The organism is Salmonella sp. NW177, assembly GCF_051811585.1.
GTDB classification, from domain to species: domain Bacteria; phylum Pseudomonadota; class Gammaproteobacteria; order Enterobacterales; family Enterobacteriaceae; genus Salmonella; species Salmonella enterica.
Genome location: NZ_JAMMZV010000007.1, coordinates 246,782 through 259,149, shown reverse-complemented (window position 1 = coordinate 259,149; position 12,368 = coordinate 246,782). Strand labels below are relative to the sequence as shown.

Here is a 12,368-nt window from a genome sequence, read left to right as displayed (position 1 = left end):
GCTACACTATTGCGTATCTGTACTATTGCTGTTTATGTTAACAGAACATCGTTATCCTGCTGTTTATTTAGGATAATTTAATTTAAAATAGATCCTGCTCTTTGGATTCATCGCATTTATTAGTTGGCTTACGTAACTAGTTGGAATATTGCAAATTTGTGATGAAAGCTAGCATTTAGCTACGATGATTTCATCAAACTGTTAACGTGCTACAATTGAACTTGATATATGTCAACGAAGCGTAGTTTTATTAGGTGTCCGGTACGTCTTAGCCTGTTATGTTGCTGTTAAAATGGTTAGGATGACAGCCGTTTTTGACACTGTCGGGTCCAGAGGGAAAGTACCCACGACCAAGCTAATGATGTTGTTGACGTTGATGGAAAGTGCATCAAGAACGCAATTACGTACTTTAGTCATGTTACGCCGATCATGTTAATTTGCGACATGCATCAGGCAGGTCAGGGACTTTTGTACTTCCTGTTTCGATTTAGTTGGCAATTTAGGTAGCAAACATGCAGACCCCGCACATTCTTATCGTTGAAGACGAGTTGGTAACACGCAACACGTTGAAAAGTATTTTCGAAGCGGAAGGCTATGATGTATTCGAAGCGACAGATGGCGCGGAAATGCATCAGATCCTCTCTGAATATGACATCAACCTGGTGATCATGGATATCAATCTGCCAGGGAAAAACGGTCTCCTGTTAGCGCGTGAACTGCGTGAACAGGCTAACGTTGCGCTGATGTTCCTGACGGGCCGCGATAACGAAGTCGACAAAATTCTCGGCCTCGAAATCGGCGCGGATGATTACATCACCAAACCGTTTAACCCACGCGAATTGACCATCCGTGCCCGCAACCTGCTGTCCCGTACCATGAACCTGGGTACCGTCAGCGAAGAGCGTCGTAGCGTTGAAAGCTACAAGTTCAACGGTTGGGAACTGGATATCAACAGTCGTTCACTGATCGGCCCGGACGGCGAGCAGTATAAACTACCGCGCAGCGAGTTCCGCGCGATGCTTCACTTCTGCGAAAACCCTGGCAAAATACAGTCACGCGCAGAGCTGTTGAAGAAAATGACCGGGCGCGAGCTGAAGCCGCATGACCGTACTGTTGACGTTACCATTCGTCGTATTCGTAAGCATTTCGAATCCACGCCGGATACGCCGGAAATCATCGCCACCATTCACGGCGAAGGTTATCGCTTCTGCGGCGACCTGCAGGATTAATTCGGTCCAGGCGCCAAACCGTAAAAACAGCCGGTAAGTTATTCTTACTGGCTGTTTCTTATGTCCCCCTTCCGCTAAGCGGCCTCGCTTTCCCTCCTGACCTGCCGTTATGACGTACTCTTTTACATAAAAATTGTCGTATAGCGCTGTTTATCTCAGCTTGCGAAAGTTAAGGTAGTTTGTGTATTTACATTAAAGAGTAATACACGGGATTTGTTAGTCCCCAAAAAATAAGGGGATGCTCACAGGACGTGAGGTTTCAAAGGATGAAAAAATCACCATTATGCTGCTACCTGTTTTGTGCAGCGATGTCAGCTTCATCAGCCGCGCTGGCTGCTACCGCGCCGGTCTCCGCAGGCGTTATTCATTTCAAAGGCCAGATAGTCGAATATGGTTGTAATCTTGCGCCTCACGATCGCAATATCGAGATATCATGTTTGCGGAATAATATCCCCCATTTACAGACAGTCGCCACACCGTCTGGAAACGCTATTTCGTTGATGAATGGAATAGCCACGGTACGGCACGTGTCGTTAAAAGATCATCCGGAGATTCAAAGCCTGATTGTCCAGTACCGCTAACCGCTTATGGTTCCCGCCGGGAGGAGTTCCGGCAGGCGGCGATTTCGCTCAGTAAAACGCCGCCCGCCTGCATTTTGTACTTTTCTCTCATTCGTATCCTACAACAGCGATGTTCATCGCTTCGCTATCCTGTACGCTCTACGCGCTCGTTAAGCACGGTACCTATGATAGCTGTCATAAAATGATTGCAAATAAAATCATCACATTTACTATGGTTAACCTTACAAACAGCATTGTCGCTCATGCATTGATAAGGTGAATACATTGACTTAAATATTCTTGTTGGCTATTTTAATTTACTTAATTATAATTTTAAGTGAATATTAAATTTATGTTTACCTTTTAATAGTCAACCACTTTATCAGCCATAATAATGGGGAAGATATGAAGCAGTTAAACGGCGGGAATGTGTATCGTCCCACAGGGAAAGAAAAAAACCTGCAAGCCATTTTAAATATTCATCGGCACGTTATTCAAAACATCTCCCCTGTCACTATTACGGCCGGTAAAACACTGGATATCAAGATTGATAATCAATCCCACATCCTGTTAATCACTAAAGGCGCTATTAAAGTATGTCGGCGTATCGACAGCATTGTAATGGGCTGCGGTGTCTCACCAATGATTTTAGGCCTTGTAGATGCCTATGCTGACTTATACCAGTTAGAAGAGAATTCAGACGTCTTTTTTATCGCCGAAACCACCTGTGAATATTATCCTGTCCCAGTAAAAGATTTTGTGGAAATAGCCGATGAAAAGCATCTCTGGCGTGACATTTCGAACATCCTGATGTACCGCATTGCTTTCATGACTAACCGTGACAGAAACCTTATCGGGCAGGACGCCTATAGCCAGATAAAAGCGCTGTTACTTGAACTGTGGTCGTATCCTGAAAGCTCACGATTTGAGATCAACGCACAGAACTTCATACAGCAGAGAACCGGGCTTTCACGCAGCCGTATCATGCAGGTACTTTCAGAACTAAAAGCGGGGGACTATATAAAAATACTGCATGGAAGACTGTTAGAGCTTCGAAACCTGCCGGTTTCATTTTAAACGGACAAGCGTCGTATATTCTTAAAAATAAAGCAATATAGAGTTAAATAAATCCTCCAGGAAATAATAACTATTATCAAAAAAGAGATCTTGATCTATAAATCCAGTCATCAACCATACTTCTTTAGTGGTATTTTATTAAACTTTGTTACCGGGTCCGAAACTGGACTGCCGTTCAATATTGCATCAGAATTTTTATTGAGTTCATAGTTGATATACGTAGAATAGCCGCCTGCTTATCTACAGAACAGAAAGAAGCGCATACAGAGTAAAATATAATATTTTATTTTATATAGCTATCTTTATTTTTCAGCGAATAGAATCAGGCAACAATTAATATGTTTAATAAGAAAATTATCATCCTGGCAATGTTAACTGCCGTAGCATCCGCACCGGTATTTGCCCAGAACACGATTACGTTCAATGGCAAAATTTACGATCAGGCGTGTACGGTTCAGGTTAATGGCTCCACGGATACCACCATTGATTTAGGCAATTACAGCAAAGAACGCATCGCGGAAAAAGGCGCCACAACCGATTACGTGCCGTTTACCGTAAGCCTGGTTAGCTGCCCGGAAGCAGGGACTGGCGTACCAACCCAGGCCATGTTCCGCTTCCACGGCGCAACAGATGATTCCAACCCAACGTACTTCAAAAACGCGGACGAAGGATCGGAAACGGGCGCCGCGGGTGTCGGTATTTCTATTCAGAACGCTTCACATAGCGATGTGACAGATAACACGGATGATGCCGCAGTGAACCTGCCAACCGACGGCTCGAAAGCAGACTTTACCTATTACGCCGCCATGGCAAACGATGGTTCCGCAACCGTAACCGGTGGAGATGTTAGCACTCAGGTTACGTATACCGTTTCGTATCAGTAAGGCATTCTCATCCTGATGTGGACAGGCAGGATGCCAGTCCATAGCGTAAAACATCTTTACAGAGTAAAAAATGAAACACATAAAGAAATCCGTGTTGGTCGTATTACTGACAAGCCATGTTGCCCATGCCAGCATTGTTGTTGGCGGAACCCGACTGGTTTTCGACGGCAATAATGATGAGTCGTCAATCAATGTAGAGAATAAAGACAGCAAAGCGAATCTTGTTCAGTCATGGTTATCGGTTGCCGATCCCCAGGTCACAAATAAGCAGGCGTTTATTATCACCCCGCCTCTTTTTCGCCTTGATGCCGGGCAAAAGAACAGTATTCGGGTTATTCGCTCTGGCGCCCCCCTACCTGCAGATCGGGAGTCTATGTACTGGCTCAATATTAAGGGTATTCCTTCTATTGATGATAATGCCTCCGCGAACCGCGTGGAAATCTCCATTAATACCCAAATAAAGCTTATATATCGACCACCAGCATTAACAAAATCAACGCCTGATAGCCAGAGCCAACAATTAAAATGGCAGACGGCAGGTGATGTTATTACCGTAAATAACCCCACTCCCTATTATATGAACTTTGCCAGTGTGACGCTTAACAGCCATGAAGTGAAATCAGCGACCTTCGTTCCGCCAAAATCATCAGCGTCATTTAAATTGGGTTCTACTGCCGCCCCTCATGGCACGGTAACGTGGCGATTAATCAGCGATTATGGGATGAGTTTAGAGCCGCATTCCGGTTCATTCTAGCCATTAACGACTTCACTTTACTTTTACCCTTTCAGGACTTTTACTGTGCAATTCTCCAGAGTAGAGCCCCGTTCTCAATTAGCGTTATCGTTTCTCTTTATATGCTGTTCCATAAAACCAGCGTTAGCGCATGATCATTTTAATCCATTATCGTTGGAAAATGATGAACCGGGCGTGGAGAATGTCGATCTATCGGTTTTCGAAAAGGGGGGTCAGGCAGAAGGCACCTATAATGTTGATATTTATATTAATAACACCAGTGTTGAAACAAAAAATATTGCCTTTAAAAATAAAAAATCAGCAGATAATAAGCTCTCCCTACAGCCGTGTCTTAGCGTTGAACAACTCAAGCAGTGGGGCGTAAAAACAGAAAACTTCCCCGAGCTTAAAAATGACCCAAACGGGTGTACCGATCTTAGTCTGCTGGCTGGCGCTGTTGCAAAGTTTAATGTCATCGGTAACCGGCTGGATTTAGCGATCCCTCAAATCGCGTTGATCGCCGACCCGCGAGAATTCGTCCCTACCAGCGAATGGGATGAAGGCATTAATGCTTTTTTGCTGAACTACAGTTTTACCGGATCGCAGGATCACGATATTGATGAAAACCGGACGGAAAATAGCGAATACGCTAACCTGCGCCCTGGTATTAACATTGGCGCATGGCGTTTTCGCAATTACTCAACCTGGAATCATGATAGCGATGGGCAAAATAGCTGGGATTCTGCCTACACCTATGTTTCTCGCGATATCGAATTTTTAAAAGGACAGCTGATCGCCGGGGAAAATAACACGCCCGCGGACGTCTTTGACAGTATTTCATTTAAGGGCGTACAGATCTCTTCTGATGACGATATGTTGCCGGACAGTATGAAAGGGTTCGCCCCGGTCATTCGCGGGGTGGCCAAAAGCAGCGCGCAGGTAACCGTTGAACAAAACGGTTATACCATCTACAAAACTAACGTTCCGGCGGGTCCATTCGCCATCAACGATCTTTATCCAACCGGCGGTTCGGGCGACCTGTACGTCACCATCAAAGAATCCGATGGTTCTGAACAGCATTTCATTGTGCCCTACGCCAGCGTTCCGGTCTTACAGCGTGAAGGCCACCTGAAATACGACCTGACGGTAGGCCGCACGCGTTCATCAGATACGCATTCCGCACAACAAAATTTCGCAGAACTGACGGCCTTATACGGATTAGCAGGCGGCATAACCGCCTATGGCGGAATAGAGAGTACGCTGAGCAATGATGTTTATCATGCGGCGCTCATCGGGACAGGTTTAAACCTTGGCGATCTGGGCGCATTGTCTTTAGACGTCACCAACTCATGGTCAAAAATTAAAGCAGGCGATGTGGTTAGCGATACGCTTACCGGACAATCCTGGCGTATTCGTTACAGCAAAGATATTCAGTCAACAGGCACCAATTTCACTGTCGCCGGCTACCGTTATTCGACCAAAGATTACTACGCTCTTGAGGATGTGCTGGATACCTATAGCGATAATAGTCACTATGATCATGTACGTAATCGCACCGACCTGTCGTTATCGCAAGACATTATCTACGGTTCCATTTCACTCACTTTATATAATGAAGATTACTGGAATGACACTCATACCACATCATTAGGTATTGGCTATAACAACACATGGCATAACGTAAGCTATGGCATTAACTATTCTTATACGCTGAACGCCGATAATTCTCAGGATGAAGACGACGATACGGAAGACAGTAATGACCAGCAAATTTCAATCAATATTAGTATTCCGTTAGATGCCTTTATGCCGTCAACGTATGCCACCTACAATATGAACTCCGCGAAAGACGGCGATACCACGCACACTGTCGGTTTAAACGGAACAGCGCTGGCACAGAAAAATCTCTCATGGAGCGTTCAGGAAGGTTATTCCTCTCAAGAGAAAGCCACCAGCGGTAATGTGAGCGCAACCTATAACGGGACGTATGCGGATATTAACGGCGGGTATAGCTACGATAATCATATGCGTCGCCTGAATTATGGCGTTCAGGGCGGCGTACTACTACATCGAAATGGCCTGACACTATCCCAGCCAATGGACGACACCATCATATTGGTTAAAGCCCCTGGCGCAGCGGGTGTCCCCGTGAATAACGAAACGGGCGTGGACACCGATTTTCGGGGCTATGCCGTCGTACCTTATGCTTCGCCTTACCATCGTAATGAAGTCTCTTTAGATACGACGGGCATTAGAAAAAATATTGAGCTCATTGATACCAGTAAAACGCTGGTGCCTACCCGTGGCGCGGTGGTCAGGGCTGAATATAAAACCAATATTGGTTACAAGGCATTGATGGTATTAACCCGCATAAACAATCTGCCTGTTCCTTTTGGCGCGACCGTCTCGTCTTTAACAAAACCAGACAATCACAGCAGTTTTGTTGGTGATGCGGGGCAAGCCTGGTTAACCGGACTGGAAAAACAAGGGCGGTTATTAGTGAAGTGGGGGCCAACAGCAGCAGACCGGTGTCAGGTCTCTTACCGTATACCGAGCTCCCCCTCCGCTTCTGGCGTAGAAATCTTACACGAGCAATGCCAGTGATTCTGGTGGGATAAAAGATGAATATGGACAGATTTGCTGCATTAGCCGCCCTGTTAACGTTCACGGGTCTGGCATTATGGTCGCCCTCGATCAGCGCGGCATACAATACCGCAGATGCCGTAGACATTAACGTTACGGGATTAATTTATGCCGATCCGTGTACCGTTACGGTACCTGACACGATCTCTCTTGGACAATATGCCCGGGCGGATATCGCCGTGGCCGGTGGCAATACCGCCACCATTCCTTTCACCATAAAAATGACGAATTGCCCGGCAACTACCACAAAAGCCGCGATTTCATTTAACGGCGTACCTTATCCCGATCCAAATTATGCTTCTGCGATTTATGCAAACAGCGCGGCCAATCCGGCGCAGGATTTAGGATTACAGCTTTTTAACCTGGACGGCAAAAGTCTGGTCAATCTGGCCAACAACGTCACTTACACGGTGGATATCAACAGTAATACCCACGAAGCCAATTTGCCTGTCGCCGCAAGGATGTATACCCCGTATGGAAAAGTCACGGCAGGGGATTTCACGTCCGTTGTGACGATCACTATCGCATGGCAATAACATCTTTCTATTTCACCTGGTATAAAAGCAGGAATTTTTCATGAGAAGGTTATATCTGGCGCTTATTCTGCTGTTCGCGTACTCCAGTCATGGTTACGCTTCCTGTAAACGTTCCGGTAATGAAGGCGCGATCACTATCACCCCGCCGTCGCAGCTTGTGGTGGATAGCCACGCCTATACCGCAGGCGAGGTGTTGTGGCAATCGGGCTGGGTTTCCACCTCCGAAGTCACAATGGATGGCTGTAGTCGCGATTATAAGGTCGGTTTTTTATATGAACCCGGTAGCGCGCAGTCAAATGCATCAGCGACAATCAATGCGAATGACGGGAACAACACGCCGGTATTTAGCACCGGGATTTCCGGCGTGGGCATTGCGATTAAAACCCAAACGAATGCTGGCCCTTACGATAATGTCATGCCAATCGATAATACCTACCATAATGGCGATGGCAATAAAACACACCATGCGATGGCTCCCGCCTACAATGTTGAACTGGTCGCCTTAGGCGGTCCGATCACCTCCGGTACCGCGACATTCCAAAGCCCACTGGCGCGCGTATCTTTTCGCGATAGCGCAACGGAAGACTCCGGCGGCGATATCCTGACCCATCTGTATTTGGGGAATACGCAATTGATTATGAAAGCGATGGGATGTCGGGTAGAAACACCTGCCATCACCGTTGATTTAGGCAGCGTCAATTTAGGCAGTTTCGCTAACAGTCAAACCGCGGGCACAGGCGAGCAGGATATCTTATTGACCTGCGAACAAGGCACCGCTATTTCCGCATCGTTAAGCGCCCAACCGGCCAGCGGAAACAATCCTGATAATTCAGTCATCCAGTTGAGCAATGCAAGCGCGCCAACCAGCGCAACCGGCGTTGGCGTACAGTTGGGTATTCAGGCGCCGGACGCCGGTTTCTTTACCGACAGTTTGCCAATCAATCAAAAAATTGATCTCTTTACTCACACGATTACCACCAATGCCGATGGCAGCCAGACGGTTAACGGCGGAACCATGAATATGTCGACCACCCTGAAAATTAGCGCGCGCTACTATAAAACCGCCGCCACGGTAACGGCCGGGCAAGCGAATGCCACGGCAACATTAAACCTGACCTATAACTAACGGCATCACAGTTTCTGGCGCTGCGCGGGAAAACGTTAACGCGCGCGCCCGTTAGATTTATTTCCACAAACGTAATTCGTCATCTTTTACTGGCGGTAATGACTTACGTTGCTGACAAGAGAGCGAATACCAGTCCAGATGGCGCGTCAGGAACATCACGCCGCCAAGCGCCAGTAGCAGAACGCCGGTACCCAGAAGCAACGAGCTATCTTCCGAACGCAGCAATCCCCACATCACGCCATCCAGCGCCAATAACGCTAGCGTAAACAGTACGCTATTGCGCCATCCTTTCAGCACCGCCTGCAAATAAACGCTATTCATCAACGCGCCCACCAGGCTTGCAGCAATCCAGGCTGGCGTGAAACCGATATGTTCCGACAGTGCCAGCAACAGCAGGTAGAACATCACCAGCGATAACCCCACCAGCAGATACTGCATCGGGTGTAACCGCTGCCCCGTCAGGGTTTCGAAGACAAAGAAAGCCATAAACGTTAGCGTAATCAACAAAATGGCATATTTCGTCGCTCTGTCCGTCAGTTGATACTGGTCGGCTGGCGTCGATACAGCGACGCTAAACGCCGGTAAGTTGTCCCAATCCACCTTTTGCGCATCAGCAAACTGTTCGCCGAGATTCGTGGCAAACCGACTGGTTTGCCACTGGGCCTGAAATCCTGAACCGCTGATTTCGCGTTTACCGGGAAGAAAATCCCCCACAAAATTTGGGTGCGGCCAGTTACTGGTCAGGGTCATTTCACTGCTACGCCCGACGGGAACCAGTGAAAAGCTGCCGGTTCCGCTTAAATTTAGCGACATCGCCAACGTCAGGTTGCGCGTCGCCCACTGACTGTCCGGCAGCGGGATATGAATGCCCTCTCTACTTTCCGGTAAGCCGGTCCCCGGTTCTACAGTGAGCGTTTCACCATTCACCTGCGGCGCTTTTACTGCGCTGATACCGCGCGCATCGCCGACGCCCACGACGATAAAGGGCTTTCCAAGGGTAATGTTCGGTCTGTTCAGCTCATGCAGACGGGCCACATTAAACTCCGCCTTTATCGCCATATCGGTATGCCACACCTGCCCCTGATAAATACCTATTTTTCGCGCTTCAACGTTTTGATTGCCTTCGACCAATAGCGACTCCGGCAACCAAAAATAGAGATAGCTGCGCTTATACTGGACCTCTTTCTCCTCTTCCAGCACGGTATAGAGCTCTGTCACCGGAACCGCCACCAGCGGGCCGACAACCTTTTGCGGGCCGCTGGTACTCTGACGAATAGCGGCTTCTACATGGCTTCGATAATCAGCACGTTCCACGATGGTGTGCCGTACCATCATCAGGGGAATTAACAGCAGGATCATGGCGCCGCCTAACGTAATCATTTTCCACAACAGGGGGGATTTCAACATAGCGTTCTCCTTTGCAATGCCAGCAGTGTAAGAACGCGATGTGGGGAGAATTTGAAGTTATGTGAAGTGACGGTGAAGTGTCAACGAGGCCAGCACGCCGCCTTCGGGACGATTGCACAACGTCACCTCACCGTTGAGGAGTCGCGCCGCCTCGCTGACAAACGCCAGCCCAAGCCCGCTGCTTTTACGCCCGTTTTCACGGGGCAACGAATAGAACCGGTCGAAAATGCGCGGCAGCGCAAAATCAGGAATACCACAGCCGGAATCCGTCACCTGCAGGATCGCTTTCTCTCCCATCGGTTGAGCGCTTAATGTGATAACGCCATTTTCAGGCGTAAAGTCGATGGCATTGTCCAACACATTGCCCAACGCCTGCGCCAGAAGCTCCGCGTCGGCGACGACGACCAGCGAGGAAGGCCGTAGAGTAAGGGTGATCTTTTTTGCCGCCAACTGAATACTGCGTGCCTCGCTAAGCTGCGTAAATAGCTCATCAACAGCAACCGGCGCGAGAGGGATATCCTGCCGGTTTTCCAGCCGCGCCTGGCGCAGCAGGGTCTCTACCAGCGCCTGCATTCGCGTATTTTGCGCCAGTATATTCTCTGTAAAGCGGGTAACCACATCCGCGGGCGGTCCTTCACGCAGAATCTCCGCCGCGCCGCGTATCGCCGCCAGCGGACTTTTCAGCTCATGAGTCAACGCATACACGTACTGCTCAATCTCATTCTTGCCTTCCAGCTTAATGCGCATACTCTCCAGCGCCTGCGCCAGTTTACGCAGCTCGCTGCTGCCTAATGCAGGTAACGCAAGCGGGCGGTTTTCGGTGACAGAATCCGCATAGCGCGTCAACCGGGCGATGGAGCGGTTAATCCACCAGACCATCCCCGCGCCAATTGCCAGCGCAATTCCCAGTAAAACGGCGCTGGCCCACAGAATGCGCCGTTCGCTGCGCTTAATCACCGGCGCCATTGCCGCATTCGGTTTACCGACAGACAGGACGCCGATAATCCGTCCATCGCTGATTATCGGCGCGGCTACGTACATCACCGTGCTATTGGGATCGGCAGCATCTTTTGCCGTGCTGCGGGCGCCATACTGTCCGCGCAGCGTAAGCCAGACGTCATTCCAGCGAGAATAATCCTGCCCCACCGCTTTGTTTTCCGAATCAAACAATACCTTCCCCTGCGCATCCGTCATGTAGACATGGTATTCATTGCGCACTTTGACGATCCCGCTGATATTGGCGCGAAACGGGCGATGTTGCAGCTGGGCGAATGCTTTCGCCAACTGGCCGTCAGTCGGGTTGCCGGAGAGAAGATCGTCGCGGGCCAGCGCCGCCAGCAGCGTCGCGGTGTCAATCAGCGTCCCTTCCGTCGCGCGGCGGACGCCCGGCTTTATCTCCTGAACAAAGATAGACAGCACAAACACGGCGGCGACGGCGACAATAAGAAAGTAGCCCAGTAGCAAACGCATTCCGATGCGCATCAGACGCTCCTCAGGCTGTATCCCATTCCACGATGCGTGTTAATTGGCGAGAGATCCGGGTTGATCGCGCGTAGCTTAGCGCGCAGGGTTTTGATGTGTGTATCGACCGTCCGATCGAAGGTCTCCTGGGCATCAGACCAGACAATATCCATCAATTGCTGGCGCGAGTACACGCGCTCCGGCGACAGCAGCAAGGTTTTAAGGAGCAGAAACTCATAACGCGTCAGCGAGAGCGGCGTACCAAACCAGGCGATCTGCGCCGCCGGTTCATTGAGTTCAAAATGTCCGGTACGCACCACCGGCGACGGCGCAGCAAACTTTTTCACCCGGCGCAACAGCGTGCGCACGCGGGCGCTCACTTCGCGCGGCGAGAACGGCTTGGCGACATAATCATCTGCGCCGATCTCCAGACCAAGCAATCGATCCACTTCATCGCTACGGGCAGTCAGGAAAAGAATCGGCAGCGCAGGATGGCGTTCCAGCAACTGCCGACACAGCTCAAAGCCGCTGATATCCGGTAGTCCCACATCGAGAATCACCGCATCCGGCCGTTGCTGACGCGCTTTTTCCAGCGCGGGCAGCCCGCGAGCGAATAGCTCAACGGTAAACCCTTCCAGTTGCAGGGTGTAGATGAGCGTATCGGCGATTCCCTGTTCATCCTCGACTAACCAGACCTGCGGTTGCTGCATAC

Annotated in this window: 12 protein-coding genes; 8 read left to right on the top strand and 4 right to left on the bottom strand. The window is 49.3% G+C overall.

Annotation, left to right across the window (positions count from 1 at the left end):
• Window positions 1-276: 276 nt before the first annotated feature.
• Window positions 277-417: a protein YjjY gene (gene yjjY, locus NA986_RS19555; RefSeq protein ID WP_001541509.1), complete on the bottom strand. Its 141-nt coding sequence runs from the start codon at window positions 415-417 to the stop codon at window positions 277-279.
• Window positions 418-512: 95 nt separating this feature from the next.
• Here yjjY and arcA point away from each other — a divergent pair, with 95 nt between their 5' ends.
• The 8 genes from arcA (at window position 513) to sthE (ending at window position 8,788) form a co-directional block, all read left to right on the top strand.
• Window positions 513-1,229, top strand: coding sequence for a two-component system response regulator ArcA (arcA, locus tag NA986_RS19550; protein ID WP_001194359.1), 717 nt, complete (start codon window positions 513-515; stop codon window positions 1,227-1,229).
• A gap of 266 nt (window positions 1,230-1,495) precedes the next feature.
• Window positions 1,496-1,810, top strand: a complete 315-nt coding sequence (locus NA986_RS19545; protein WP_024147230.1) for a hypothetical protein — start codon at window positions 1,496-1,498, stop codon at window positions 1,808-1,810.
• A gap of 384 nt (window positions 1,811-2,194) precedes the next feature.
• The gene (locus NA986_RS19540; protein WP_000811635.1) at window positions 2,195-2,866 is read left to right on the top strand and encodes a winged helix-turn-helix transcriptional regulator; all 672 of its coding nucleotides are present in this window, start codon (window positions 2,195-2,197) and stop codon (window positions 2,864-2,866) included.
• Window positions 2,867-3,204: 338 nt separating this feature from the next.
• Complete coding sequence (locus NA986_RS19535) at window positions 3,205-3,750, top strand: fimbrial protein (RefSeq protein ID WP_023181318.1); 546 nt, start codon at window positions 3,205-3,207, stop codon at window positions 3,748-3,750.
• A gap of 70 nt (window positions 3,751-3,820) precedes the next feature.
• Window positions 3,821-4,504, top strand: coding sequence for a fimbrial biogenesis chaperone SthA (gene sthA / locus NA986_RS19530; protein WP_000680522.1), 684 nt, complete (start codon window positions 3,821-3,823; stop codon window positions 4,502-4,504).
• Window positions 4,505-4,549: 45 nt separating this feature from the next.
• Window positions 4,550-7,087: a fimbrial outer membrane usher protein gene (locus NA986_RS19525; protein ID WP_001160707.1), complete on the top strand. Its 2,538-nt coding sequence runs from the start codon at window positions 4,550-4,552 to the stop codon at window positions 7,085-7,087.
• Between the two features lie 17 nt (window positions 7,088-7,104).
• A complete protein-coding gene (locus NA986_RS19520) occupies window positions 7,105-7,662 on the top strand; it encodes a fimbrial protein (RefSeq protein WP_023181319.1) in 558 nt (185 codons plus the stop codon).
• A gap of 40 nt (window positions 7,663-7,702) precedes the next feature.
• Complete coding sequence (sthE, locus tag NA986_RS19515) at window positions 7,703-8,788, top strand: fimbrial major subunit SthE (RefSeq protein WP_023138572.1); 1,086 nt, start codon at window positions 7,703-7,705, stop codon at window positions 8,786-8,788.
• Window positions 8,789-8,845: 57 nt separating this feature from the next.
• On the opposite strand, the gene creD is transcribed toward sthE, so the two are convergent.
• From creD to creB, 3 genes are read right to left on the bottom strand one after another with little or no spacing between them, the layout of a single operon-like run.
• Complete coding sequence (gene creD / locus NA986_RS19510) at window positions 8,846-10,195, bottom strand: cell envelope integrity protein CreD (protein WP_023216926.1); 1,350 nt, start codon at window positions 10,193-10,195, stop codon at window positions 8,846-8,848.
• Window positions 10,196-10,252: 57 nt separating this feature from the next.
• Window positions 10,253-11,677 carry a two-component system sensor histidine kinase CreC gene (gene creC, locus NA986_RS19505; RefSeq protein WP_001219523.1) on the bottom strand — a complete coding sequence of 475 codons (1,425 nt, stop codon included), beginning with the start codon at window positions 11,675-11,677 and terminating at the stop codon, window positions 10,253-10,255.
• Window positions 11,677-12,366 (bottom strand): two-component system response regulator CreB, encoded by a 690-nt coding sequence (creB, locus tag NA986_RS19500; protein ID WP_001187046.1) that lies wholly within the window; start codon window positions 12,364-12,366, stop codon window positions 11,677-11,679. The genes creC and creB overlap by 1 nt, the downstream gene beginning before the upstream one ends.
• Window positions 12,367-12,368: the final 2 nt, after the last annotated feature.

What these genes read in the sequence shown, in the direction of transcription:
- yjjY (WP_001541509.1), bottom strand. Translation starts at nt 417, where the DNA reads ATGACTAAAGTACGTAATTGCGTTCTTGATGCACTTTCCATCAACGTC.
- arcA (WP_001194359.1), top strand. Translation starts at nt 513, where the DNA reads ATGCAGACCCCGCACATTCTTATCGTTGAAGACGAGTTGGTAACACGC.
- NA986_RS19545 (WP_024147230.1), top strand. Translation starts at nt 1,496, where the DNA reads ATGAAAAAATCACCATTATGCTGCTACCTGTTTTGTGCAGCGATGTCA.
- NA986_RS19540 (WP_000811635.1), top strand. Translation starts at nt 2,195, where the DNA reads ATGAAGCAGTTAAACGGCGGGAATGTGTATCGTCCCACAGGGAAAGAA.
- NA986_RS19535 (WP_023181318.1), top strand. Translation starts at nt 3,205, where the DNA reads ATGTTTAATAAGAAAATTATCATCCTGGCAATGTTAACTGCCGTAGCA.
- sthA (WP_000680522.1), top strand. Translation starts at nt 3,821, where the DNA reads ATGAAACACATAAAGAAATCCGTGTTGGTCGTATTACTGACAAGCCAT.
- NA986_RS19520 (WP_023181319.1), top strand. Translation starts at nt 7,105, where the DNA reads ATGAATATGGACAGATTTGCTGCATTAGCCGCCCTGTTAACGTTCACG.
- sthE (WP_023138572.1), top strand. Translation starts at nt 7,703, where the DNA reads ATGAGAAGGTTATATCTGGCGCTTATTCTGCTGTTCGCGTACTCCAGT.
- creD (WP_023216926.1), bottom strand. Translation starts at nt 10,195, where the DNA reads ATGTTGAAATCCCCCCTGTTGTGGAAAATGATTACGTTAGGCGGCGCC.
- creC (WP_001219523.1), bottom strand. Translation starts at nt 11,677, where the DNA reads ATGCGCATCGGAATGCGTTTGCTACTGGGCTACTTTCTTATTGTCGCC.
- creB (WP_001187046.1), bottom strand. Translation starts at nt 12,366, where the DNA reads ATGCAGCAACCGCAGGTCTGGTTAGTCGAGGATGAACAGGGAATCGCC.